Annotated in this window: 25 protein-coding genes and 2 riboswitches; of the genes, 13 read left to right on the plus strand and 12 right to left on the minus strand. The window is 67.6% G+C overall.

Features of this window, described 5'->3' with window-relative positions:
- Positions 1-421: 421 nt before the first annotated feature.
- The 3 genes from G6N66_RS01325 to glnX are packed head-to-tail and all read right to left on the minus strand — an operon-like array spanning position 422 to position 5,039.
- Positions 422-2,746 carry a serine/threonine-protein kinase PknG gene (locus G6N66_RS01325; RefSeq protein WP_085231927.1) on the minus strand — a complete coding sequence of 775 codons (2,325 nt, stop codon included), beginning with the start codon at positions 2,744-2,746 and terminating at the stop codon, positions 422-424.
- A complete protein-coding gene (locus tag G6N66_RS01330) occupies positions 2,746-3,723 on the minus strand; it encodes a glutamate ABC transporter substrate-binding protein (protein ID WP_085231928.1) in 978 nt (325 codons plus the stop codon). The genes G6N66_RS01325 and G6N66_RS01330 overlap by 1 nt, the downstream gene beginning before the upstream one ends.
- Positions 3,720-5,039: a protein kinase G-activating protein GlnX gene (glnX, locus tag G6N66_RS01335; RefSeq protein WP_085231929.1), complete on the minus strand. Its 1,320-nt coding sequence runs from the start codon at positions 5,037-5,039 to the stop codon at positions 3,720-3,722. The genes G6N66_RS01330 and glnX overlap by 4 nt, the downstream gene beginning before the upstream one ends.
- A gap of 121 nt (positions 5,040-5,160) precedes the next feature.
- On the opposite strand from glnX, the gene G6N66_RS01340 reads away from it, so the two are divergent.
- A complete protein-coding gene (locus G6N66_RS01340) occupies positions 5,161-5,802 on the plus strand; it encodes an NUDIX hydrolase (RefSeq protein ID WP_085231930.1) in 642 nt (213 codons plus the stop codon).
- Here G6N66_RS01340 and thiE read toward each other — a convergent pair.
- A complete protein-coding gene (gene thiE / locus G6N66_RS01345; RefSeq protein ID WP_085231931.1) occupies positions 5,774-6,436 on the minus strand; it encodes a thiamine phosphate synthase in 663 nt (220 codons plus the stop codon). The genes G6N66_RS01340 and thiE overlap by 29 nt on opposite strands.
- Positions 6,437-6,474: 38 nt before the next feature.
- Positions 6,475-6,585: riboswitch (TPP riboswitch) on the plus strand.
- Here thiE and thiO point away from each other — a divergent pair.
- From thiO to G6N66_RS01365, 4 genes are all read left to right on the plus strand, one after another.
- Positions 6,577-7,578 (plus strand): glycine oxidase ThiO, encoded by a 1,002-nt coding sequence (gene thiO, locus G6N66_RS01350; protein ID WP_085231932.1) that lies wholly within the window; start codon positions 6,577-6,579, stop codon positions 7,576-7,578. (Overlaps the previous riboswitch by 9 nt.)
- Complete coding sequence (gene thiS / locus G6N66_RS01355) at positions 7,578-7,787, plus strand: sulfur carrier protein ThiS (protein ID WP_085231933.1); 210 nt, start codon at positions 7,578-7,580, stop codon at positions 7,785-7,787. Before thiO ends, thiS begins: the two co-directional genes overlap by 1 nt.
- Positions 7,780-8,538 carry a thiazole synthase gene (thiG, locus tag G6N66_RS01360; RefSeq protein ID WP_085231934.1) on the plus strand — a complete coding sequence of 253 codons (759 nt, stop codon included), beginning with the start codon at positions 7,780-7,782 and terminating at the stop codon, positions 8,536-8,538. Before thiS ends, thiG begins: the two co-directional genes overlap by 8 nt.
- A gap of 5 nt (positions 8,539-8,543) precedes the next feature.
- Positions 8,544-9,308: an SGNH/GDSL hydrolase family protein gene (locus G6N66_RS01365; RefSeq protein WP_085231935.1), complete on the plus strand. Its 765-nt coding sequence runs from the start codon at positions 8,544-8,546 to the stop codon at positions 9,306-9,308.
- On the opposite strand, the gene G6N66_RS01370 is transcribed toward G6N66_RS01365, so the two are convergent.
- Complete coding sequence (locus G6N66_RS01370) at positions 9,305-9,883, minus strand: serine/threonine protein kinase (RefSeq protein WP_163645759.1); 579 nt, start codon at positions 9,881-9,883, stop codon at positions 9,305-9,307. The genes G6N66_RS01365 and G6N66_RS01370 overlap by 4 nt on opposite strands.
- Positions 9,884-10,049: 166 nt before the next feature.
- Here G6N66_RS01370 and G6N66_RS01375 point away from each other — a divergent pair, with 166 nt between their 5' ends.
- The 6 genes from G6N66_RS01375 (at position 10,050) to G6N66_RS01400 (ending at position 15,793) form a co-directional block, all read left to right on the plus strand.
- Positions 10,050-10,376 carry a CD225/dispanin family protein gene (locus G6N66_RS01375; RefSeq protein ID WP_085235695.1) on the plus strand — a complete coding sequence of 109 codons (327 nt, stop codon included), beginning with the start codon at positions 10,050-10,052 and terminating at the stop codon, positions 10,374-10,376.
- An 18-nt stretch (positions 10,377-10,394) separates the two neighbouring features.
- Complete coding sequence (locus G6N66_RS01380; protein ID WP_085235694.1) at positions 10,395-10,823, plus strand: DUF2752 domain-containing protein; 429 nt, start codon at positions 10,395-10,397, stop codon at positions 10,821-10,823.
- The gene (locus G6N66_RS01385; protein WP_085235693.1) at positions 10,816-12,318 is read left to right on the plus strand and encodes a M28 family metallopeptidase; all 1,503 of its coding nucleotides are present in this window, start codon (positions 10,816-10,818) and stop codon (positions 12,316-12,318) included. The genes G6N66_RS01380 and G6N66_RS01385 overlap by 8 nt, the downstream gene beginning before the upstream one ends.
- Positions 12,315-13,784 (plus strand): M28 family peptidase, encoded by a 1,470-nt coding sequence (locus G6N66_RS01390; RefSeq protein WP_085235692.1) that lies wholly within the window; start codon positions 12,315-12,317, stop codon positions 13,782-13,784. Before G6N66_RS01385 ends, G6N66_RS01390 begins: the two co-directional genes overlap by 4 nt.
- A gap of 86 nt (positions 13,785-13,870) precedes the next feature.
- Positions 13,871-15,328, plus strand: coding sequence for a neutral zinc metallopeptidase (locus tag G6N66_RS01395; RefSeq protein WP_085235691.1), 1,458 nt, complete (start codon positions 13,871-13,873; stop codon positions 15,326-15,328).
- 174 nt (positions 15,329-15,502) lie between these two features.
- Positions 15,503-15,793, plus strand: a complete 291-nt coding sequence (locus G6N66_RS01400) for a DUF4190 domain-containing protein (RefSeq protein WP_232079177.1) — start codon at positions 15,503-15,505, stop codon at positions 15,791-15,793.
- Here the strand turns inward: G6N66_RS01400 and G6N66_RS01405 are convergent.
- The 4 genes from G6N66_RS01405 to G6N66_RS01420 are packed head-to-tail and all read right to left on the minus strand — an operon-like array spanning position 15,781 to position 17,720.
- Entirely contained in the window at positions 15,781-16,656 is an 876-nt protein-coding gene (locus tag G6N66_RS01405; protein WP_085235689.1) for an LLM class F420-dependent oxidoreductase, read from the minus strand. The genes G6N66_RS01400 and G6N66_RS01405 overlap by 13 nt on opposite strands.
- Before the next feature lie 15 nt (positions 16,657-16,671).
- Positions 16,672-17,106, minus strand: a complete 435-nt coding sequence (locus G6N66_RS01410) for a MarR family winged helix-turn-helix transcriptional regulator (RefSeq protein ID WP_085235688.1) — start codon at positions 17,104-17,106, stop codon at positions 16,672-16,674.
- A 23-nt stretch (positions 17,107-17,129) separates the two neighbouring features.
- Complete coding sequence (locus G6N66_RS01415) at positions 17,130-17,453, minus strand: hypothetical protein (RefSeq protein WP_085235687.1); 324 nt, start codon at positions 17,451-17,453, stop codon at positions 17,130-17,132.
- 42 nt (positions 17,454-17,495) lie between these two features.
- Positions 17,496-17,720, minus strand: a complete 225-nt coding sequence (locus G6N66_RS01420; protein ID WP_085235686.1) for a hypothetical protein — start codon at positions 17,718-17,720, stop codon at positions 17,496-17,498.
- Positions 17,721-17,842: 122 nt separating this feature from the next.
- Here G6N66_RS01420 and G6N66_RS01425 point away from each other — a divergent pair, with 122 nt between their 5' ends.
- Positions 17,843-19,126 (plus strand): TetR/AcrR family transcriptional regulator, encoded by a 1,284-nt coding sequence (locus tag G6N66_RS01425; protein ID WP_139825470.1) that lies wholly within the window; start codon positions 17,843-17,845, stop codon positions 19,124-19,126.
- On the opposite strand, the gene G6N66_RS01430 is transcribed toward G6N66_RS01425, so the two are convergent.
- The 3 genes from G6N66_RS01430 to thiC all read right to left on the minus strand — a co-directional run bounded on the left by G6N66_RS01430 (position 19,029) and on the right by thiC (position 22,122).
- A complete protein-coding gene (locus tag G6N66_RS01430) occupies positions 19,029-19,658 on the minus strand; it encodes an alpha/beta hydrolase family protein (protein ID WP_085235684.1) in 630 nt (209 codons plus the stop codon). The genes G6N66_RS01425 and G6N66_RS01430 overlap by 98 nt on opposite strands.
- Positions 19,655-20,503, minus strand: coding sequence for a bifunctional hydroxymethylpyrimidine kinase/phosphomethylpyrimidine kinase (gene thiD / locus G6N66_RS01435; RefSeq protein ID WP_085235683.1), 849 nt, complete (start codon positions 20,501-20,503; stop codon positions 19,655-19,657). Before thiD ends, G6N66_RS01430 begins: the two co-directional genes overlap by 4 nt.
- Positions 20,500-22,122: a phosphomethylpyrimidine synthase ThiC gene (thiC, locus tag G6N66_RS01440; protein WP_085235722.1), complete on the minus strand. Its 1,623-nt coding sequence runs from the start codon at positions 22,120-22,122 to the stop codon at positions 20,500-20,502. The genes thiD and thiC overlap by 4 nt, the downstream gene beginning before the upstream one ends.
- A riboswitch (TPP riboswitch) is annotated at positions 22,113-22,222 on the minus strand. Its footprint overlaps the gene before it by 10 nt.
- Before the next feature lie 144 nt (positions 22,223-22,366).
- Between thiC and G6N66_RS01445 the strand changes: the two genes are divergently transcribed.
- Positions 22,367-23,014, plus strand: a complete 648-nt coding sequence (locus G6N66_RS01445; RefSeq protein ID WP_085235682.1) for a PAS and ANTAR domain-containing protein — start codon at positions 22,367-22,369, stop codon at positions 23,012-23,014.
- Positions 23,015-23,019 lie beyond the last annotated feature (5 nt).

Here is a 23,019-nt window from a genome sequence, read left to right on the forward strand (position 1 = left end):
CCCGAGCGGCCTGCGAATAACGCAGGCCGTAGTGCTTGGGATTGGTTTGATAACCCGCCGCCCTGGCCCAGGACCGACCCGTACCGCCGTGCACCCCGGCCACCGTCGCGGCCGCCGTTGGCGATAGCCCCGAATTCACCGCCTCCCAGAACCGCTCCCGCACCGACTCCGCCACGACACGCGAACCCTGCACCCGAAACCCCATCGAGCAACACCTCCGAACTCATCAGGTGTTGCAGCGACCACTTGAGTCTGACGCCTCAACCGCCGCCGTGGCTTCACACTGAATGGGCTGAGGCGTTGAGTGTGAACGTATGGCGGCATTCAAGCCCCAACCGCCGCCATGGCTTCACACTCAATGCGCTGAAGGGCGTTGAGTGTGAACGTATGGCGAGATCCGGACGCCAGCCAAACCCAAAATCTAGAACGTACTCGTGGGCCGCACCCGGTTGGCCATGTCGACCAGCGTGTAGCGATGCCGCTGGGTGGGCGCCACCCGTGCCAGCGTGCGCAGCGACGCCTCGACACCCAGCCGCAGTCCGTGCTTGGTGAACGGGAAGCCGAGGATGTGGTTGGTGCTGGCTTCGTGGTTGTCCTCCAGCCAGTCCATCGCGCTGCCCAGCACCAGGGCGCGGATCTGCAGCACGCGTGGCTCGGTCGGGGGCAGCGCCTCCACACGCCGGGCGGCGTCGCGGATCTGCTCCTCGGTGATTTCGCTCGCCGAGCGACCGGACAGCAGCGTCACCGCACTGGTCAGCCGCGCGGTAGTGAAATGCCTTGAGGTGGCAGGGACTTCGTCCAAAGTCCGCACCGCGCCGGTTCGATCACCTTGCGCCGACTGCGCTCTGGCCAGCCCGAAGGCCGCCGAGATCACGCCGTCGTTGGTTCGCCACACCGTCTGATAGAACTTCTGCTCGTCGCTTTCGCCGGCCAGTTCGGCGGTCGCGGCCAGCGCCAATTTCGGTGCCAGCTCGCCGGGGAAGGTGTCCAGCACCTCGGTGAAATGCTTGATGGCGGAGTCGTAGTCGCCGGTGAGCAGCTCGGCGACGGCCTTGTACCAGACCAGCCGCCATCGCCAGCCGACCCGCTCGGCCAGGTCCTCGAGTTTGCGGCTGGCCTTGGCCACATCGCCGAGGTCCAGCAGCGCACGGACTTCCATCAGCGGCAGCTCGGCCGACTCGGACACGTCGACGCCCTCGGCGTCCAGCGTGCCGTGGCGGGCCGCACGCAGCGAGTCCAACGTCTGCACGGGTTGCGATAGCACCGTCGCCTGCAGCACGGGCGCGGCGACATCGGTCTGATCGACCAGCGGCACCGACAGCGCCGTGACGATCTCGCGGGCGGTGAGCTTCTCCGAGTGCACCTGGCCGTCCAGGTACACGTCGGTGTGCGCGACCAGCAGATCCACCCCGAACGTCGATCGGCTGGGACTGAACAGCGTCGACAGCCCGGGCCGCGGCACCCCGGTGTCCTGGGCCACGACTTCGCGCAGCACGCCCATCAGCTGCGCGGACATCTCCTCGGCGGAGGTGAAGCGGCGCCGCGGGTCGGGGTCGATCGCGCGCCGCAGCAGCCGGCCGAACGAGTCGTACTTGGCCAGCACCGGATCGTCTTCGGGCAGCCCGTCCACGTAGCGCCCGTTGCGGGTGCGCAGATTCAGCGTCAACGCGGCCAGCGTGCGCCCCACGGTGTAGATATCGGTCGCGACGGTCGGGCCGGTCCGCACGATCTCCGGCGCCTGGTAGCCGGGTGTGCCGTAGAGGTAGCCGAAGGAGTTGATCCGCGACACCGCGCCCAAATCGATCAGCTTGAGCTGCTCCTCAGTGAGCATGATGTTCTCCGGCTTCAGGTCGTTGTAGACCAGGCCGATGGAATGCAGATAGCTCAGCGCGGGCAGGATTTCCAGCAGGTAGGCGATCGCCTCGGCGACGGGCAGCTTCTCGGCCTTCTTGCCCTTCTTGGAGCTTCGCTTCAGCGAGCGTCCGCCGATGTACTCCATCACGATGTAGCCGACCGGGTCCCCGTGCCGGTCGGTGTGTTCGACGAAGTTGAAGATCTGCACGATCTGCGGGTGCACCACCTCGGCGAGGAACTGCCGTTCGGCCATCGCGATCGCCTGCGCCTCGGCGTCGCCGGAGTGCACCAAGCCCTTGAGGACCACCGGGCGGTCGTTGACGTTGTGGTCGACCGCCAGATACACCCAGCCCAGCCCGCCGTGCGCGATGCATCCCTTCACCTCGTACTGGCCGGCGACGGTGTCACCGGGCCGCAGCTGGGGCAGGAACGTGTACGGGCTGCCGCAGTAGGGGCACCAGCCTTCCGACTGGCCCTTGCCGTCCTCGTCGGAGCGGCCCACCGGCCGTCCGCAGTTCCAGCAGAAGCGCTTGGACTCCGGCACCACCGGATTGGTCATCAGCGCTTCGAGCGGATCGGTGTCCGGCACCCGGGGGATCTCCACGAGGCCGCCGCCGAGCTGCCGGACCGGCGGGAGCACCCGGGTGGCCGCCGGCATGCGGTCTTGCGGCTCGCTGTCCGCGCCGGGGATGGAGATGTGCGGAAAGTCATCGTCGTCGTCGTCGAAATCGGGGCGGAAGACCGCCTGCGTGGACTGCAGGCGCACGCCCGTCGCGCCCGACGGCGGGTCGCCGCGCTGGGTGGCCGGGCCCAGATCTACCGAGTCGTCGGAGTCATCGAGGGCTTCGAAGCCTTCGGAGGCTTCGGAGTCGGGTTCGAGGTGTTCGGCCATCAGTCCAAGTACCTCGGAGTGGGGGGCGCCGGCGCCGGCCCGAGCACCGTTAACCACTTGCGGTACAACGTGTTCCACGTACCGTCCCGCCGGATGCGCTCCAGCGTGCCGTTGACGAACCGGACCAGCCCGGGGTTGTTGAGGTTGATCCCGACGCCGTAGGGCTGGGTGGCCATGTTGGGGCCGACGATGTGCAAGTAGGGGTCTTCTTCGACCAGGCCGGCCAGTATCGAGTCGTCGGTGCTGACGGCGTCGATCTCCCGTTGCTGCATGGCCACCAGGCAGTCGGCCCAATTCACCACCGACACGATGACCGGCGGCGGTGAGATCTGCCGGATCCGGTGCAGCGACGTGGTTCCCCGCGCCACACAGACCCGCTTGCCGGACAGGTCGGCCACCTTCACGATCGCGGAGTCGCGCGGGGCCAGGATGCGCTGGTTGGCATCGAGGTACACGGTGGAGAAATTCACCAGCTTGCGCCGCTCGCAGGTGATGGTCATGGTCTTGACGACGACGTCGACCTCAGAGCGCTGCAAAGCGGTCACGCGTTCTTCGGCCGACAGGATGCGGTACTCGACATGCGTTGGGCTGCCGAAGATGTCACGCGCGATCTCACCGGCGATGTCGACGTCGAATCCGGTGATCTCGCCGGTGATCGGGTCGCGAAAGCTGAACAGGTTGCTGCCGATGTCGAGGCCGACGATGAGCCTGCCGCGGGCGCGGATGTCGGCCACCGCGGCGTCGGCCTCGGCCTTGGTCGCGAACGGCCGCAGGCTGGCGGTCAGGTTGCAGTCGCCGCTGCCGTCCTCCATGGACAGCGGGGGTTCCGGTGGCAGTTGGTTCATGCCGACGGGGGTGGGCTGCGGCAGGGTCGGGACCGCCGCCGCCTTGAGCTGTTCGGTGTGGCTGCAGCCGGCCAACACGATCGCCACAGAAAGCACTGCGAGCGTGACGAGCACCTGCCGCCGCCGCATCATCGATACTCCTTCAGCCGCGGCCACAGACCCAGCGCCACCGCGACGGCGGCGCCCAGGCTGAGGACCACACCGCCGAGCTGGGCGCCGGACAGCCCGCTGCGCGCGTTGAGGACGTCGTTGCGCAGGTGGTTGCGGCTTTGGTCCATGACCTTGACCAGCGACTCGTCCAGCTTGTCGAAGGCGGGGGTGGAGTCGTTCTCGGCGCTGCCCAGCGCGACCTCGGTGGCGGCGCGGTAATTGCCGACCGAGATGTAGGAGTTGATCCGGTCGTTGGCCTGGCGCCACCGGACCAGCAGCTGGTCGGCGCCCTGCAGCTCGCCCTTGTCGACGGCATCGGGGCGGGCCATGTACCGGTCGATCTGTTCGTGCATCGCGTCGATGCGCTGATAGAAGGACTGCTTGCGAATCTCCTCGTCGCCGCGCCGGATCAACGACAGCGTCTCGTCGGCTCGCGCCTGCTGGGCGGTGATCTCGACGTTGGTGACGATCTTGAGGGAGTCGGCCGCGGTGTCCTTGGCGCTGCGGCTCGCGGTCGTGGAAATGGCCAGCGCCGTCCCGACCCACACCATCATGACCAGGATACCGAGCGCGCCCACGACCAGCCCGGGATTGATCCGGCGCCGGGTGCGCCGGGCCAGCCAGCGGTGGGAGAACGCGCCGAAAACCACGGTGGCCGAGACGACCAGGATCACCGGGGCCGGGATCTGCGTGGACGCGGTGGTTTCCGTGTCCACCCGCTCCGAGGTCGCCTTGTAGAGCAGTTGCGCGTCGGGCAGGATCGTCGATTGCATCAGACCCGACGCCTCCGACAGGTACGACGACCCGACCGGGTTGCCTTCCCGGTTGTTGGTCCGCGCGACCTCAATCAGCCCGGTGTAGACCGCCAGCTCGGCGTTGATCCGGCCGAGCAGCTCGACCAGCGGTTGGTCGGTCAACCCGCTCGACGCCCGGGTCACGGCGACGGCGGCGTCGGTGATGGCCTGCTCGTAGCGCAGCCGGACCCCGCGCGGTTCGGCTTGCGCGATGAAGGCGGTGGCCGCCGCGGCGTCGGCCACCGACAGCGTGGTGTAGAGCCGTCCGGCGGCGAACGACAGCGGCTCGGTGTGGTTGAGCACCGTGCTCAGCACTTGCTGCCGGTGGTTGATGGTCGTCGAGGTGGCGAACGCGCTGCCGACGCCGAGACAGGCCAACACGATCCCGATGGTCAGGATGCGGCCCGGGGTCGTGGAGATGAACCACCAACGGGGATGGGCGGGTTCGGCCGGGGACCGCGACCCCAGCGGCTCGGTCGACGGGTGCGCCAGCTCAACCGTCACGTTTGCTCGGACCCCATTCAGTCAGCGTCTTTATCTCCCCAAAACTCTATAAGCGAATTCTAAGAGCATGTTCGGCCCTATGGGGGGAGGCGGACGGAATTGGACTGCATATCCTGAACGCGTGCGCGGCGACGGTGACGGATGGGTGATCTCCGATAGCGGTGCGCACTATTGGGGCCGGTTTGGCGCGGCCGGCCTGTTGCTGCGGGCGCCGCGACCCGACGGAACCCCGGCGGTGCTGCTGCAGCATCGCGCGGTGTGGAGCCATCAGGGTGGCACCTGGGCTTTGCCGGGGGGCGCCCGGGACAGCCACGAATCCGCGGAGGAGACCGCGGTCCGCGAAGCGCGCGAGGAGGCCGGGCTGCCGGCCGAACGGCTCGCCGTGCGGGCGACGGTGATCACCGCGGAGTTGGCCGGGATCGGCGGCACCAGCTGGACCTACACCACGGTGGTCGCCGATGCCGATGAGCTGCTGCACACCGTGCCGAACCGGGAGAGCGCCGAGCTGCGCTGGGTCGGCGAGGACGAGGTGGACGGCCTTCCGCTGCATCCCGGCTTCGCGGCCAGCTGGCAGCAGCTGCGCACCGCCCCGGCCATCGTGCCGATGGACCACGGCGACGAACGCCGCCGGGGGCTACCGCGCACGCTGGAGATCGAGGCCGGGGTCTTCATTTGGTGCATGCCGGGCGATCCAGCTCGGGCCGATCACGCACCGTCGTTGCTGAGCCGGCGGATCAACTCGCTGCTGCAAGCGCAGAGCTGAGCTGCTGTGCCGCGGCCCGTGGGTCGTCGGCCGCGGTGATCGCCCGGACCACCACGATCCGGCGGGCACCGGCGGCCAGCACGTCGGGCAGCCGCGCGGCGTCGATCCCGCCGATCGCGAACCACGGCTTGTCACCCCCGAGGTGGGCGGCGGCCTGCACCAGCGGCAGCCCGGGCGCCGCTCGACCCGGCTTGGTCGGCGTGGGCCAGCAGGGGCCGACGCAGAAATAGTCGGTCGCCGCGGCGGCCGCGTCGGCCGCTTGCGTGGCGTCATGGCTGGACAGGCCGATCAGGGTGGCCCGCCCGACGATCTCGCGGGCCACCTCGACGGGCAGGTCGCCCTGGCCCAGGTGCAGCACGTCGGCTCCGGCGGCACGGGCGATGTCGGCACGGTCGTTGACCGCGAACAGCGCCCCGTGCCGGCGGGCCGCGTCGGCGAGGATCTCGCACGCCGCCAGCTCGTCGCGGGCCTCGAGCGGGCCGAACCGCTGCTCACCGGCCGAGCCCTTGTCGCGCAGCTGGATGATGTCCACCCCGCCGGCCAGCGCGGCCTCGGCGAACTGCGCCAGGTCGCCGCGCTCGCGGCGCGCGTCGGTGCACAGATACAACCTCGCCCGGGCAAGACGTTCGTGCACAAGCAGACGTTATCGCGCTACCGTGGACCCCTGAAGAAGTTGTGGTGCACGGGAGTCCCAGCGAGCGGGGACTGAGAGTGGGCGCGCACGCCCTTACCGTCGAACCTGATCCGGGTCATGCCGGCGAAGGGAGCAGACGAATGCATTCGTTGGCCGTGATCGGCGGCGGTGTCATCGGGCTGTCGGTGGCGCGCCGCGCGGCGCGGGCGGGGTGGTCGGTGCGGGTGCACCGCACCGGCGAGCGGGGCGCGTCGTGGGTCGCCGGCGGCATGCTGGCCCCGCACAGCGAGGGCTGGCCCGGCGAGGAACGGCTGTTGCGGCTGGGCATCGAGTCTTTGCGGCTGTGGCACGAGGGCGGGTACCTGGACGGCCTGCCAGAGCAGGTGATCACCGCGCGCGAATCGCTGGTGGTGGCCGTCGACCAAGCCGACGTCGCCGATCTGCGCACCGTCGCCGATTGGCTGTCCGCGCAGGGCCACGCGGTGATCTGGGAGTCGGCCGCCCGCGACGTCGAACCGCTGCTGGCGCGGGGCATCCGGCACGGCTTCCGCGCACCCACCGAGCTGGCGGTGGACAACCGCGCGGTGCTCGACGCGCTGACCGCGGACTGTGAGCGGCTCGGAATCCGTTGGGCGGCACCGGTAAACGACCTGTCCCGCGTCGAGGGCGACACGGTGGTGATCGCCAACGGCGTCGACGCTCCCGCGCTGTGGCCCGGCCTGCCCGTGCGCCCGGTGAAGGGCGAGGTGCTGCGGCTGCGCTGGAGAAAGGGCTGTATGCCGTTGCCGCAGCGGGTGATTCGGGCGCGCGTGCACGGGCGTCAGGTGTATCTGGTCCCGCGCGCCGACGGGGTTGTGGTCGGCGCCACCCAGTACGAACACGGCCGCGACACCGCACCGGTGGTGTCGGGCGTGCGCGACCTGCTGGACGACGCGTGCGCGGTGCTGCCGGCGCTGGGCGAATACGAACTGGCGGAATGCGCCGCCGGACTGCGCCCGATGACCCCGGATAACCTGCCGCTGGTGCGGCGCCTGGACGACCGCACCCTGGTCGCCGCCGGCCACGGTCGATCAGGTTTTCTGTTGGCGCCCTGGACGGCCGAACAGGTCATGTCCGAACTTCTCGCGGTCGGAGCGCACTGATGATCGTGGTCGTCAACGAGAAGCGGGTCGAGGTCGACGAGCAGACCACCGTCGCGACGCTACTGGAATCGTTGGGCTTTCCGGACCGGGGCATCGCGGTGGCGCTCGACCTGTCCGTGCTGCCGCGGTCCCGTTGGGCGACAAAGCTTTCCGAGCTTCCCGGGGATTCCCTACACTTCGAGGTGGTGACGGCGGTGCAAGGTGGTTGATTCCAAGCTCACGATCGGCGACCGCAGCTTCGCGTCGCGGCTCATCATGGGCACCGGCGGGGCCACCAACCTGGCGGTGCTCGAAGAGGCGCTGGTCGCGTCGGGCACCGAACTGACCACCGTCGCGATGCGCCGGGTCGACGCCGAGGGCGGCACCGGGATGCTCGAGTTGCTCAACCGGCTGGGCATCACGCCGCTGCCCAACACCGCGGGCTGCCGAAGCGCGGCCGAGGCGGTGCTGACCGCGCAGCTGGCCCGCGAGGCACTCGACACCAACTGGATCAAGCTGGAGGTCATCGCCGACGAGCGGACTTTGTTGCCCGATGCCGTCGAATTGGTCCGGGCCGCAGAGCAATTGGTCGACGACGGGTTCGTCGTGCTGCCCTACACCAACGACGACCCGGTGCTGGCCCGCCGGTTGGAGGACGCCGGTTGCGCCGCGGTGATGCCGCTCGGCTCCCCGATCGGCACGGGCCTGGGCATCATCAACGCGCACAACATCGAGATGATCGTGGCCCAGGCCGGCGTGCCCGTGGTGCTCGACGCCGGCATCGGCACCGCCAGCGACGCCGCGCTGGCGATGGAATTGGGTTGTGACGCTGTGCTATTGGCCACCGCGGTGACCCGGTCCGCCGACCCGCCGGCGATGGCCACCGCGATGGCCGCCGCGGTCACCGCCGGCTATCTGGCGCGCCGGGCCGGCCGGATCCCCAAACGATTCTGGGCGCAGGCGTCGAGCCCCGCGCTCTAAAATCGATGAAGCGGTATGTCGCGCTCGGCAGCTCAATGGCTGCCGGACCGGGTATCCGACCCCGCGCCGCCGGCGCGCCCTGGTCGGCCGGCCGATCGGCCCGCAACCATCCGCATCTGGTGGCCGACCGACTGGGCCTCGACCTGGTCGACGTCACCTTCTCCGGCGCCACCACCGCCCACGTGCTCGCCGATCGGCAGCGCGGCGCGCCACCGCAAATCACGGCGCTGGACGGTTCGGAGACCCTGGTGACGATCACGATAGGCGGCAACGACGTCGGATACGTCCCACTGCTGATGGTGGCCTCGCTGCCGCGGGTCGTGCGACGGTTGCCGCTGCTCGGCGGGCGCATCGCCGAACTGCTGGACCGGGACGCGCGGGACCGGGCGCTCGCGGAGGTCTTCGACTCGCTGTGCGCGGTCGGCACGGCTGTACGCCAGCGCGCCTCGCACGCCCGCGTGCTCTTCGTCGACTACCTCACGTTGCTGCCACCCGCCCGCAAGCCGGCGCCTCCGCTGTCAGACGCGGACACCGAGCTGGGTCGGCACGTGGCCGAAACCCTGGAACGACTCACGGCTGACGCCGCCGCGGCCACGGGCTGCGAGGTCGTCGGAGCGGCGGCGGCCAGCCGGCCGCACCACGCGTGGTCGGCCCAGCCCTGGACGGTCAAGCCCGTGCGAACCGGTCTGTCGCTACCGGGTCGCCCCGCCCCGCTGCACCCCAACGCCGCCGGGATGCGCGCGGTGGCCGAATTGATTTGCGCCAGTTAGCCGTTGGCCTGCCACCATTTGTAGAGCGCGGTGGTGTCACCATTGGACGCGCGAATGTAGCTCAGGATGTTCTTGGCGTCGGTGGTCCAAATGATTTCGGCACCATCCTGGTAGGTCCCGCAAAGCATTTGTCCCCCGTTGGTGGTGGCGTTGTTGCCCTGGTGCCAGGGGGCGGGCCCTTTGGTGCTGCTGTCACCGCAATTGACCAGCACGTCGTCCTTCGCGCTGTTTTTGAACCAGGTAGTCATATCGTCGGGTTTGCTGAAGAGGTAGAACTTGGCCTGGACCGGCCCCTTGGGGTCGGGGTTTTGTCCGCACAGCAGCGAGGCCAGCTGGCCACCGGTGATCGGCTGGGCGGTGCAGTTGTTGAGGCCGTAGCCCTTCGACAGGTTGCCCGCGAGGTTGTTGATGTCCGCTTCCGTTCCGGTACCGGGATCGGGGGTGCCGGAGGGAGCGGGAGGGGGAGGGGGGGTCGGCTCGGGATCCGCCGCCGCGGTGCCGGCGGCCAGCCAGACAAAGCTGCCCATCAGCGCTGCCGCCGTCGCGGCGCGTAGCGCATTGAATAGATGAGACATCCCCTGACTCCTCAATTTGGTAAACCCGAGTGCCGCCCAGTTATGAAAATACAATCCAGCTGGTCGATTTCAAGCATCCGCGGATTATCAGGTGCCGGTGCGACGCTCGTCGGGTAGGGTTAAGCACCGTTTTAGGTCAGTTGACTTCTCTGGACTGGAGACCCGCATGACCGCTCAGCCGCCTCCCCCCGGCTACCCCCCGCAGCCGCCCTCGGCGCAGCCGCCGAAGAACTACCTGGTGTGGTCGATCTTGGTGACGCTGTTCTGCTGTCTCCCGTTCGGGATTGTCGCCATCGTCAAGTCCAGCCAGGTCAGTGGTTTGTACGCGCAGGGTCGCTACGCCGAGGCACAGGCCTCGGCCGACAGTGCGCGGAAATGGATCATCTGGTCGGTGATCATCGGCCTCATCGCTGAGGTGGTTGTCATCGCGGTCAACGTGGCGACCATGAACACGAACACGAGCGCCGCGGCCGCGATGCTTCTTGGGTTCTAGAGGCCGGTTGGCTCCGAGATGGCCGTGATTCGCCCGGCGTCCGCGCTCTCGAATGTCCGCGCACCCCTGGCCGTGGCCGCATCGACCACCTTGGTATGCGCGGCCATCTGGGTGGGCGACCCGACTACGCCGCATGGACCGCTGCCGGTCTGCCCCACCAAGGCGCTGTTGGGTATCGACTGCCCCGGATGCGGCACTATGCGGATGCTGTATTCCCTCATGCACGGTGATCTGCTGGCGGCCCTGCGGTTCAACGCGCTGGGCTTGGTGGCGGTGGTGCTGTTGGTGTGGGCTTACGGAGCCTGGACCTACGGCCGGCTGACCGGCCGGCGGATCGGGAGTTGGCAACGGCATCGTTGGTCGGCGGTCGTGACGCTGTCGTTGGTGTTGGCGTGGTTTGTGTTGCGCAACATCCCATTTGCGCCTTTCACTGGCTTGTATGTCTGACTTTGGCCGATCTCGATCGCGCGCGGCGGTGCTCGCCGTAATCGCCCTCGTTATATTCGCGACCGGCTGCTCTAAATCAACGAATGCACAACAACCGGCCAACAATCCCGCCGCGGCCGATTTCGCGTCCGCGTTGCGCGACCGGGTGACCACCGACGCGATGATGGGGCATCTGTCCAAACTGCAGGACATCGCCAACGCGAACAGCGGTACCCGGGCGGTGGGCACCCCCGGCTACGAAGCCAGCATCGATTACGTCGTCGACACGCTGCGTGGCAGCGGTTTTGACGTGCAGACGCCCGAATTCTCCGCGCGGGTGTTCCACGCCGACAAGGGGTCGGTGCTTCTCGGCGGTAAGACGTACGAAGCGCGGGCGCTGGAATACAGTCTGGGAACGCCGCCGGACGGGGTGAGCGGGCCGCTGGTGTCCATGCCGAGCGGCGAGACGTCGGGATGCAAGAGCGCCGACTTCGACGGTTTGCCGGTGCGCGGCGCGGTGGTGTTGGTGGACCGCGGCGGCTGCCCCTTCGCCAAGAAGGAAGACACCGCGGCGCAGCGGGGCGCGGCGGCGATGATCGTCGCCGACAACGTCGACGAGCAGCAGATGGATGGCACCCTGGGGGCGGACACCGACGTCAAGATTCCTTCGGTGGGCGTCACCAAATCCACCGGCCTGCTGCTGCGGAGGCAGCCCGGCCAAGCGACCATCAAGCTCAACGCGAGTACTCAAAACGTCAAGGCGCGCAACGTCATTGCGCAGACCAAGACGGGGTCGACCACCGACGTCGTGATGGCCGGCGCGCATCTGGACAGCGTGCCGGAGGGGCCGGGCATCAACGACAACGGCTCGGGGGTGGCCGCGGTACTGGAAACCGCTGTGCAGCTGGGGAACTCACCGAACGTGCACAACGCGGTACGGTTCGGGTTCTGGGGAGCCGAGGAGCTGGGGCTGATCGGATCGCGGAATTACGTTGAGTCGCTGGACCTGGACGCGCTACAGCACATCGCGCTGTACCTCAACTTCGACATGCTGGCATCGCCCAATCCGGGCTATTTCACCTACGACGGAGACCAATCGCTGCCCGCGGACACCCGCGGTCAGCCGGTGGTGCCGGAGGGTTCGGCCGGTATCGAGCGCACCCTGGTCGCCTACCTGAAGTCGGCGGGCAAGCCGGCTCAGGACACCTCGTTCGACGGTCGCTCCGACTACGACGGCTTCACCCTGGCGGGCATCCCGGCCGGCGGCCTGTTTTCGGGCGCGGAGGCCAACAAATCCGACGCGCAGGCCAAGCTGTGGGGCGGTACCGCCAACGTGCCGTTCGACCCCAACTATCACAAGAACACCGACATCCTCGACCACATCGACCGGACCTCGCTGGGCATCAACGGCGGCGGCGTCGCCTATGCGGTGGCGCTGTACGCGCAAGACCTCGGCGGCCGCAACGGCATTCCGGTCCTCGACGACCGCACGCGTCACGTGCTGACCAAGAAATGATCCGCCGGCTGACCGCCACGGTGCTGTTGCTGACGGGATTGTTGGCGGGATGTTCGTCGAAACCGGGGCCGCACGCGGCCGCGCCCGACGTCGGCCATGGTTTGGCCGCCAAGGTGACCGCGGACCGGATGCTGGCGCACCTGCGCGCGCTGCAGGACATCGCCAACGCGAACGGCGGCAACCGGGCAGCGGGCACACCGGGGTACGACGCCAGCGTCGACTACGTTGCGAAAGTATTGCGCGGCAGGGGCTTCGACGTGCTGACCCCGCAATTCGACCGGCTGTCCACCATATCCCCGGGCAAGCCGGCGCTGACGATCGCCGGCCGCAGTTATCCGGTCGACCAGGCCTCGTTGCTGGTCCGGACGCCGGCCGGTGGGCTGACCGGGGCGCCGATCCGGCCCAGTCACCCGGCCGGCTGCACCGCCGGTGACTACCCGCCCGTCGTGCCGCGCGGGTCGATCGCCGTCGTCGATGACAGTAGCTGCTCGGTGGTCGACAAGCAGAACAGCGCGCTGGCCAAGGGCGCCGCAGCGCTGATCGTGATCAGTCAGCCCACCGGCGCGGGCGCCCGGCCCACGCTGTTCGGTCCCGGTTATTACAACCAGCTGACCATGCCGGTCGCGGTGGTCGGGGCCGCGGGTGGCGCCGCGCTGGGTAGTGCGACCGCGCCGGTGCGCCTGGTCCTGGATGCCGAGAACGTCAAGATCACCTCACGAAACGTGTTGGCACAAACCAAGACCGGCTCGCCGCACGACGTGGTGATGGTCGGCGCGCATCTCGACGGCCCGCGGGGCGGACCGGGCATCAACGACAACGGGTCCGGGGTGGCGGCGGTGCTGGAGACCGCGCTGCAGCTGGGCCCGTTGCCAGCGGTGAACAACGCGGTGCGGTTCGTGTTTTGGGGAGCCGATCAGGATGGGCCCAACGGCGCCATGGATTATGTCTTCGGGCTGGACCCCGAGCGACTCAACGACATCGCCCTCTACCTGGACTTCGTCATGCTGGGCTCGGTCAACGCGGGGTTTTTCACCGACGACGGCGACCAGTCCGGCCCGCCGGGCGCGGGGATCGCGGCCGCCGACGTCCCGGAAGGCTCGGCGGGGATTGAGCGCACCTTGGGTGCCTATCTGTACCTGGACGGCGAGCGGCCCGCCGACATGCCGTTGAGCACCCGGACCGACTACCACCCGTTCATGGTCGCCGGGGTGCCGGTCGGGGGCATGACCGCGGGCGCGTCACAGACGAAAACCACTGTGCAGGCACGACTCTGGGGTGGCCAGGCCGGCGTCTGGTTCGACCCGAACTATCAGAGCGCCCGCGACACCGTCGAACACATCAATCGGGAAGCGCTGGGGGTCATGGGTTCTGGCGTGGCCTACGCGGTCGGCTGTTACGCCGAGTCGATCGGGGGAGTAAATGGTGTCCTGCCCCATGACAAGCGACATCGCACCCGGGTGCCCTAGCCGGCCAACGGTCGCGTGTGTGAATTCCTGGTGATCCGGGGCTTTTCTGCCCTGCCAGCAAACCGGTCGATCTACACTTCTTGGCCATGTATAACCGCGGGCGCGCGAACGCGGCGGTGCGGGCGGCGATCGCCTGCGCTGCGTCGGTATTCCTGGTGGCCGGATGCAGCACCCTCGTCGAGGGGCGCGCGCTATCCATGCTCAACGACCCGTTCCGGGTGGGAGATCTGCCCGCGGCCGACGGTCCCAGCGGCCCCCGACCGAACGCACCGGCTCCGACGGGCAAGGTCGTCAACACCAACAACGGGCCGATCGACAAGTTGGCCTTGCTCTCGATCAACGACATCGAGGAGTACTGGAAGGCCGTCTACAGCCAATCCCTGAGGGGCACCTTCAGGGCGGTCGACAAATTCGTTTCCTATGACTCCGACGATCCCAACAGTCCCATCGTCTGTCGCCGCAAGACTTACAAGTTCGTCAACGCCTTCTTCAACAGCCGCTGCGACCTGATCGCCTGGGACCGCGGGGTGTTGTTCCCAGTCGCGCAACGCTATTTCGGGGACATGGCCGTCACCGGGATCTTGGCCCACGAGTTCGGCCACGCGCTGCAACGGATGGCAAAATTGGTCTCCAACGATGACCCCACCATCGTTTTCGAGCAGCAGGCCGATTGTTTCGCGGGTGTCTATCTGTATTGGGTTGCCTCCGGCAAGTCGCCGCGCTTCACGTTGAGCACCGCTGACGGGCTCGACCACGTGCTGGCGGGGCTGATCACCATGCGCGACCCGGTGGAGGACCGGGAAGACGACAACGAACACGGGTCGGCCCTGGACCGGGTCAGCGCGTTCCAGATCGGCTTCATTTCCGGCGCCTCGGCATGCACGGCGATCAACACGACGGAGATCGAGCAGCGGCGCGGTGATTTGCCGAAGATCCTGCGGACCGATACCGACACCGGGGAAACCGAGACCGGTGAGGTCAAGGTCGACGAGGACACGCTGTCGACGCTGGTGGAGGTCATGGGGCAGATCTTCAGTCCGAAGCAGCCGCCCACGCTGTCCTACAAGCCGGCCGATTGCCCCGACGCCAAGGCCAGCCCACCGGCGTCGTACTGCCCGGCCACCAACACCATCGCGGTCGACCTGCCGGCGCTGGTCGCCATGGCCAAGGTCGGCGGCAGGGACGAACACGAGCTACCGCAGGGCGACGACACCGCCCTGTCGATCGTGATGTCGAGATACGTGCTGGCGGTGCAGCATGAACGTGGCCTGCCGATGCAGAGCCCGTGGACCGCGCTGCGGACGGCGTGCCTGACGGGCTACACGCACCGCAAGATGGCCGAACCCATCGCCATCCCGTCCGGCAAGCAGCTGATGCTGTCCGCCGGTGATCTAGACAAGGCCGTTTCCGGACTGCTCACCAACCACCTGGCCGCCAGCGACGCCGACGGTGTCTCGGTGCCCGCCGGTTTCACTCGGATCGCGGCATTCCGTGGTGGTGTGGCCGGCAAGGCGGACGCTTGTTACGGCCGCTACACCGGGTAGATCCGAGCCTGCGGCGGTAGAGTGGGTGCGACTTGATCCCAGGAGGCGTCGATGACGGACCTACCGCCTAGCTACCCGCCGCCACCGCCGGGTGGTTATGGCTATCAGCCGCCGCCACCACCGCCAGGCGGTTATGGTTATCCGCCACCGCCACAAGGCGTCGGGACGAACGGCATGGCGATCGCGTCGCTGGTGTGCTCCCTAGTCGGGTGGCTCTGCGGCGTCGGGTTCATCTTGGGTTTGATCTTCGGCATTGTCGCGCTGGGCCAGATCAAGCGGACCGGTCAGGGTGGCCGCGGGATGGCAATCGCCGGAATAGTGATCGCCTCGGTCTGGATCGTGCTCTGCATAGCCGTGGGCATATTCGCCGCGATAAGCGGGAGCTTGTCACACGCGGATTCCGGCGTGCTGGCTGTGGTGATTTCCTCTGCACCGCTGAATGAGCTTGCGGCTCAACCGATCTGAGCCAGCCTGGGCCCCAGATCATCGTTGAACCGGCGGATGAAGCCGACGGGGTCCGGATTGCCCGGCAGCGGACCGACGTTGATCATCTCGATGCCCAGCTCGGCGTAGCGCTCCACGGTCTTCAGGTACCCATCGGTGTCCTCGAAGGGATCGACGACGGCTAGGCCGCCGCACGTCTTGGCGATGTCACCGGGATCGCGACCCACCGCGTCGCAATGCCGGGTGAGCACGTCCACCTTGTGCTTGAGCTCGTCGACGTCGGCCGTCATGCTGTTCCAGATGTCGGCGTACTGCGCGACCAATCGCAGTGTCTTGCGCTCGCCGTCGCCGCCGATCAGGACCGGCGGCCGCCGAATCGGTTGCGGCACACAGAGTGTCTCGGCCAGCTGATAATGCTTGCCGTGATAGGGGCCGTCGTTGCCGCTCCACATCTGCAGACAGATCTGCAGCGTCTCTTCGAGCATCTCGAAACGGGTCCGCAGCGGGGGATAGGGGATGCCCAGGGCGATGTGCTCGCGGTCGTACCACGCCGCGCCCAGTCCCAGCATCGACCGGCCCTGCGACAGCACGTCGAGTGTGGTCACGGCCTTGGCCAGCACGCCGGGGTAGCGGTAGGTGACGCCGGTGACCAGCAGGGTCAGCTCGATCGTCGTCGTCTGTGCCGCCAGAAAGCCCAACGAGGTGTAGCCCTCCAGGAACGGATCTTCAGCTCGCCCAATGTTTTCCATCTGGAAGAAGTGGTCGGCCAGGGTGAACAGCGTGGCGCCACCCTGCTCGGCGGCTTTGGCCGCCTCGGTCAGGGTCGGCCCCAGCGCCGCCGGGTTCCCGGGCAGAAAATCGATGAAGTGTATTCCGAATTGCATTGCAGTTCATCCCCTTTACTCGGTCAGCCGCTCGAGCAGGGACAGCGCGTCGCGGATGGTGCGGCGCTCGGATTCCGAGTAGCGCTCATGGATGGCGCGTGCCAGCCATTCCTCCCGCACATGACGGTCGTTCTCGGCGCGTCGCCGGCCCGACTTGGTCAGCGAGATCACTTGGCGCCGACCATCTTCGGGATCGGGCATGCGCTCGATCAGTCCCCGTTGCTCGAGTGCGGCCACTATCGTGGCCATGGACTGTGGACGCACTCGCTCCGCACCGGCCAGCGCGCTGGCCGATGACGCCCCCTCTTTCCAGAGCCGGGTGAGCACCGCCGTCTGCGACGGCGTCAGGTCGCCGTCAATCGCAAGGCTTCGCAACTGACGTCGCAGCCGGCTGATTACCACCCGCAGATCGCGGGCCGCCGCCGCGGCTGATTCGGCGATACCGTCCACTCCACCAACCGTAAACTAGACAGTTAAAACTGTCCAGTTTGGACTGTCTTCTTCTGACTGTTGTGCACCCATCCCACCAGGAAACCGGTGATGAACAGCCATCCGATGGCCACCGCCGGGATCGCCCACGCGCGACGCACCAATACGGCGGTGTCGCACTGGCCGACCAGACCGTGGTTATCGGGCTGGGCGGCCTGGGTGAGGTCGGAGCGCAGGCCGGTGCCGCAGCTGACCTCGATGCCGTAGTGGTCGTATTGGTCCAGATAGATCGGGTACACCAGGGCCGCCGCTCCGATGATCGCGAGTAGCAGGCCGGCGATGCCGAGATAGGTCTGACGACGACTCACAGTTCCCCCCAAATGTTAATCACGGATCCGCTGGCTCGGGCTCTACGTCATGCAGACGTTCGCGAACACCAGCACCGGCCACGACACGATGGAACCCAGAAAGGACACCGCCAGATCCACCCCGTGCATCTGATGCAGATGTTCGGTGTGCGTCGCCGACCAGATCGTCCCTAACAGTAGGTATGGTGTGCCGACGATCAATCCGATGGCCATCAGTTGGCCGACGGTGAGCTGAAATTCCAGCACCTTGCGAAGTTTCTCCAACATACTGAGTCCCCCCGTCGTGGGAGCCTGTGCGTGCACCGGCCTCAATTATGTTAATCAAGATTCCGCCAATGCGATAGGTTCGCGGCGGGTTGGCGACGCGCACAGCGGGCTACAGTGGGGCGGTGACCACCGCGAGCGCCGAGGTTCGCAGGCGGCCCAAGGACCGCAAGGCGCAAATAGCCCGCGCGTCCGCCGAGGCGTTCAGCGCGCAGGGCTATCACGCGGTGAGCATGGAGACCATCGCGGCCAAGGTCGGGGTGTCCGCGGCGGCGCTCTACCGGCACTACACCGGCAAGTACCAGCTGTTCCGCGACGCGGTGCTGGCGTTGAGTCAACTGCTGGTCGACTGCACCGATCTGGAGCCGGACGAAAACGATCCGGCCGCGACGTTGGACGGGCTCATCGCCGCGCTCGTCGACGTAACGCTGGACAACCGCGACTCCGGGGGCCTGTACCGTTGGCAGGCGCGCTATCTGCGCGCCGAGGACCAGGCCACGCTGGCCGACCAACTGAAGCAAGTCAATCGCCGAATCCAGAAGCCGCTCATGGTGATTCGGCCGTCGTTGGATTCGTCACAACGGTGGATCCTGTCGGCGGGGGTGCTCAGCGTGATCGGCAGCATCGTCGATCACCGGTTGCGACTGCCGGCCAACGAGATTCGTGCGCTGTTGACCGGCGCGGCCACCGCGGTCCTTGACGCAGAACTCCCGCACCGGGCGCAGGTATCTCCCCGGCCGCCCTCCTGGCGGATCTTCACTGAGGATGCGGGTGTCTACGAGGCGTTGTTGCACGCTTCGATGGTGCTGTTCAAAGACCGGGGTTACTCCGAAACCAGCATGGCGCACATCGCCTCGGCCGCCGGAATACCGGTGTCCGGGATCTATCGGTACTTCTCCTCCAAGTGCGAGATCCTCGCGACCGGATTGCGCCGCGCGGCCGACCGGGTATCAGCACAACTCTCGCCGGTCGTGGGCGCGCTCACCGAGCCGCGTCAGGCGTTGAGCCTGCTGATCGACGCGTACGTCGCGACGTCGTTCGCCAATCCCGAACTTGCTGCGGTCTATTACACCGAGCGGGTCAACTTGACCCCCTCCGACCGGACATCGCTGCACAACGTGCAGCTGTCGACGATTGATTCATGGGTGCGGCTGCTGACCGCTGCGCGACCGTCGCTCACGCCGACCCAGGCGGCTTTCCTGGTGCACGCCGCGATGGCGCTGGTGGTCGATCTGGGCCGGATGGGTAGCTCGGAAATGTCGCCGGATCGGTCGGCCTATACCCAGGCGTGTGTGCGAAAACTGATGGAGATCACGCTTTTTGGCCCTGAAGCAGCCGAACCGCCGCATCCACCGCGAGCGCGGGCACGTCGAGGGTCTTGGAGCCCAAATCGTGCCTCGCGCCGGTGATCTCGACGATCTCGGTGGGTGCGGAGATCAATGCCGCCGCATCGCGCAGCTCCGCCGGTGTACCGAACGGGTCGGACGTGCCGTGCGTGAGCACGGTGGGCACGGTGATGTCGGGCAGGTGCTCGGTGCGCGGCCGTTCCGGTTTCCCGGGCGGGTGCACCGGGTAGGAGAACAGCGTCAGCACGTCCACCGACGCTTCGCCGGCGGCCACTACCATCGAGGTCTGCCGCCCGCCGTAGGAATGTCCGCCGGCGATCAGCGGGCCGTCGGTCAGCCCGCGGCACACCTGAATCGCCTCGACGATCCCGGCGCGGTCGGTGGCGGCCGACCCGGACGGCGGGCCCTTGGGTCGGCGTCGGCGGTACGGCAGGTTGTAGCGCACGGCAAGCCAGCCGCGCGCCGCCCATTCGTCGCAAAGGCGTTGCAGCAGTGGAGAATCCCGGTTTCCACCAGCACCGTGGGTCAAGACGACGACACCGGCCGGGGTGCCGGAAGGTTCGTGCGCGATGCCCGCGATCTGATCGAGGTTCATGCGCCCTCTGACGATGCGGTCGTGAGTCGGAACAGCGGGGAGACGGGTCCGTGGCCGTGTCCGAGCGGATAGGCGGCGCGCAGGCATTCGGTGACCCACTTCTTCGCGAAGCCGACGGCGCCGGGCACCGAAAATCCGTGTGCCAGCGCGCAGGCCGCCGCGGTCGCCAGGGTGTCGCCGCCGCCGTGGTCGTTGCCGGTGGGCACCCGCGGGGCGTCGAACTCGTAGTAGGAGACGCCGTCATACAGCAGGTCGCAGCTGTGCTCGGAGGATCGCAGGTGTCCGCCCTTGACCAAGGCCCAGCGCGGGCCCAGCGCATGCAGGGCCTTGGCCGCCGCGCGCTGCGACTCGGCGTCGACCACCTCCACGTCCACCAGCAGGCGCACCTCGTCGAGGTTCGGTGTCACCAGCGTGGCCAACGGGAACAGTTGGCCGCGAAGCGAATCCAGTGCGGACGGCGCGAGCAGCGCGTCGCCGTGCATGGATGCGCAGACCGGGTCGACGACGAGAGGGACGCTCAACCCGAGCCGGCGCCAGGTGGCGGCCACCGTGGTGATGATGTCCGACGACGCCAGCATTCCGGTCTTAGCCGCCTGGATGCCGATATCGCCGACCACGGCCTCGATCTGCCCCGCGACGACGTCGTCGGGCACCTCGTGAAAGCTCTTGACGCCCAGCGTGTTCTGCACGGTGACCGCGGTGACCGCCACGCATGCGTGCACGCCCAGCAGCGCCATGGTGCGCATGTCGGCCTGAATCCCCGCCCCGCCCCCGGAGTCCGACCCCGCGATCGTGAGCACCCGCAGCGGCGTCGTGCCGGGCGCCGGCACAGGCAGGTAATTCACTGGGTAATAGGCAGATAAACCCGGTTGCCGTGCTCGGCAAACTCGGCCGACTTCTCCTGCATGGCCGCCTCGATCGCTTCCTCGCTGTCGAGTCCGTGTTCGGCGGCGTAGTCCCGGACGTCCTGCGTGATGCGCATCGAGCAGAACTTCGGTCCGCACATCGAGCAGAAGTGCGCGGTCTTGGCGGGCTCGGCCGGCAGCGTCTCGTCGTGGTACTCCCGCGCCGTGTCCGGGTCCAGCGACAGCGCAAACTGGTCGTGCCAACGGAATTCGAACCGTGCCGTGCTCAACGCGTCGTCGCGCTCCTGCGCGCGGGGGTGGCCCTTAGCCAGGTCGCCGGCGTGCGCGGCGATCTTGTAGGCGATCACGCCGTCCTTGACGTCCTTGCGGTCCGGCAGCCCCAGGTGTTCCTTGGGCGTCACGTAGCACAGCATCGCGGTGCCCGCCTGCGCGATGATGGCCGCGCCGATCGCCGACGTGATGTGATCGTAGGCCGGGGCGATGTCGGTGGTCAGCGGGCCCAGCGTGTAGAACGGGGCCTCCTCGCACAGTTCCTCTTCCAGCTTCACGTTCTCGACAATCTTGTGCATCGGGATGTGGCCCGGGCCCTCGATCATCACCTGTGCGCCACGGGCTTTCGCGATCTTGGTCAGCTCGCCCAGGGTGCGCAGCTCGGCGAATTGAGCGGCGTCGTTGGCGTCGGCGATCGAACCCGGCCGCAGCCCATCACCCAAGGAGAAGGTCACGTCGTAGCGCGCGAAGATGTCGCAGAGCTCTTCAAAGTTGGTGTACAGGAACGACTCCCGATGATGCGCCAGGCACCACGCCGCCATGATCGACCCGCCGCGCGACACGATCCCGGTGACGCGTTTGGCGGTGAGCGGCACGTAGCGCAACAGCACCCCGGCGTGCACGGTCATGTAGTCCACGCCCTGCTCGCACTGCTCGAGCACGGTGTCGCGGTAGATCTCCCAAGTCAGCTGGGTCGGATCGCCGTTGACCTTCTCCAGCGCCTGATAGATCGGGACCGTGCCGACCGGCACCGGCGAGTTACGCAGAATCCACTCGCGGGTTTCGTGGATGTTCTTGCCGGTGGACAAGTCCATGATGGTGTCGGCGCCCCAGCGGGTGGCCCACACCATCTTGTCGACCTCCTCGGCGATCGAGGACGTCACGGCCGAGTTGCCGATGTTGGCGTTGACCTTGACCGCGAACGCCTTGCCGATGATCATCGGCTCACTCTCGGGGTGATTGTGGTTGGCCGGAATGACCGCGCGGCCACGGGCGACCTCGTCGCGGACCAGCTCGGCCGGCAGGCCTTCCCGGGCGGCGATGAAGGCCATCTCGGCGCTGATCTCGCCGGCACGCGCCCGCTGCAGCTGGGTGCCGCGGTCGCGGACCACGCCGGGTCGCGGCGGCAGCCCCGCCGCCAGATCGATCACCGCCTCCGGGTCGGTGTAGGGCCCGGAGGTGTCGTAGAGGTCGAAGTGGTCCCCGGTGGACAGGTGGACGCGCCGGAACGGCACTTTCATGCCCTCGACATCGAGGTAGGCCTTGCTGCTGCCCGCGATGGGGCCGGTGGTCACGGACGGTTCGACGATGACTTCCGAAGCGGTCATTTCATTCTCCCTACGCCGGCATTACCCGGTCAGGTTCGTACGGTCGACGGCCCCAGCCGTCCTCTCAGCGCACTCGGCGTGCGCTCCCGTGTCCGAATATTTTGTTGGGTGTCCGCACGCGAGGCTACTCCCGCTTCCGGCCAGCGGCGGTAATGGGATGATCTACCCCGTGAACCCACCCGCGCGGTCGCCCGACAAGACATGGGGGCAAAGCCGGCCGGGCCAGCCATGCAGGAGATTCGAGATGTCAGAGGCCGGCAACGGCGGCTACCTCAAGGTCGGCAGCTTTCGTTTATGGTTCGTGGGTCAGCGCTGGGAGTGGTCCGACGAGGTCGCGCGGATGCACGGCTACGAACCCGGATCCGTGGTGCCGACGACCGAACTGCTGCTATCGCACAAGCATCCGGACGATCGTGCGCACGTCCAGGATCTGCTTGACTACACGCTGCACTCGGGGGGGTCGTTTTCCAGTCGGCACCGGTTCGTCGACACCGCGGGCAGGGTGCACGACGCCATCGTGGCGGGCGACCGCATGCTGGACGACTCCGGCGCCGTGGTGGGAACCGCCGGCTACTACATCGACCTCACCGACACCTTCGACGAGACCCGCCAGCAGGTCCTCGACACGGCGCTGCCCGACCTGTTCGAGAACCGCGCGGCGATCGAGCAGGCCAAGGGTGTGTTGATGGCCGTCTACCGGGTCAGCGCCGAACAAGCCTTCGGGGTGCTGCAGTGGCGATCCCAGGAGACCAACACCAAGCTGCGCGCCCTGGCCAAACAACTGGTCAGCGAAATCGCCACGCTGCCGCCGCCGTCGCCCGACGTGCAAAGAGAGTTCGACCACCTGCTGCTGACCGTCCACAGTCGCATCCCCGCCGAACGCGACCACTAGCGCAC

This window comes from Mycobacterium conspicuum (assembly GCF_010730195.1).
Lineage (GTDB): Bacteria > Actinomycetota > Actinomycetes > Mycobacteriales > Mycobacteriaceae > Mycobacterium > Mycobacterium conspicuum.

Excerpts from the sequence above, each read along its gene's own strand:
- G6N66_RS01325 (WP_085231927.1), bottom strand. The coding sequence starts at position 2,746 with ATGGCCGAACACCTCGAACCCGACTCCGAAGCCTCCGAAGGCTTCGAA.
- G6N66_RS01330 (WP_085231928.1), bottom strand. The coding sequence starts at position 3,723 with ATGATGCGGCGGCGGCAGGTGCTCGTCACGCTCGCAGTGCTTTCTGTG.
- thiO (WP_085231932.1), top strand. The coding sequence starts at position 6,577 with ATGCATTCGTTGGCCGTGATCGGCGGCGGTGTCATCGGGCTGTCGGTG.
- thiS (WP_085231933.1), top strand. The coding sequence starts at position 7,578 with ATGATCGTGGTCGTCAACGAGAAGCGGGTCGAGGTCGACGAGCAGACC.
- G6N66_RS01365 (WP_085231935.1), top strand. The coding sequence starts at position 8,544 with ATGAAGCGGTATGTCGCGCTCGGCAGCTCAATGGCTGCCGGACCGGGT.
- G6N66_RS01370 (WP_163645759.1), bottom strand. The coding sequence starts at position 9,883 with ATGTCTCATCTATTCAATGCGCTACGCGCCGCGACGGCGGCAGCGCTG.
- G6N66_RS01375 (WP_085235695.1), top strand. The coding sequence starts at position 10,050 with ATGACCGCTCAGCCGCCTCCCCCCGGCTACCCCCCGCAGCCGCCCTCG.
- G6N66_RS01380 (WP_085235694.1), top strand. The coding sequence starts at position 10,395 with ATGGCCGTGATTCGCCCGGCGTCCGCGCTCTCGAATGTCCGCGCACCC.
- G6N66_RS01385 (WP_085235693.1), top strand. The coding sequence starts at position 10,816 with ATGTCTGACTTTGGCCGATCTCGATCGCGCGCGGCGGTGCTCGCCGTA.
- G6N66_RS01390 (WP_085235692.1), top strand. The coding sequence starts at position 12,315 with ATGATCCGCCGGCTGACCGCCACGGTGCTGTTGCTGACGGGATTGTTG.
- G6N66_RS01395 (WP_085235691.1), top strand. The coding sequence starts at position 13,871 with ATGTATAACCGCGGGCGCGCGAACGCGGCGGTGCGGGCGGCGATCGCC.
- G6N66_RS01400 (WP_232079177.1), top strand. The coding sequence starts at position 15,503 with ATGGCGATCGCGTCGCTGGTGTGCTCCCTAGTCGGGTGGCTCTGCGGC.
- G6N66_RS01405 (WP_085235689.1), bottom strand. The coding sequence starts at position 16,656 with ATGCAATTCGGAATACACTTCATCGATTTTCTGCCCGGGAACCCGGCG.
- G6N66_RS01420 (WP_085235686.1), bottom strand. The coding sequence starts at position 17,720 with ATGTTGGAGAAACTTCGCAAGGTGCTGGAATTTCAGCTCACCGTCGGC.
- G6N66_RS01430 (WP_085235684.1), bottom strand. The coding sequence starts at position 19,658 with ATGAACCTCGATCAGATCGCGGGCATCGCGCACGAACCTTCCGGCACC.
- thiC (WP_085235722.1), bottom strand. The coding sequence starts at position 22,122 with ATGACCGCTTCGGAAGTCATCGTCGAACCGTCCGTGACCACCGGCCCC.
- G6N66_RS01445 (WP_085235682.1), top strand. The coding sequence starts at position 22,367 with ATGTCAGAGGCCGGCAACGGCGGCTACCTCAAGGTCGGCAGCTTTCGT.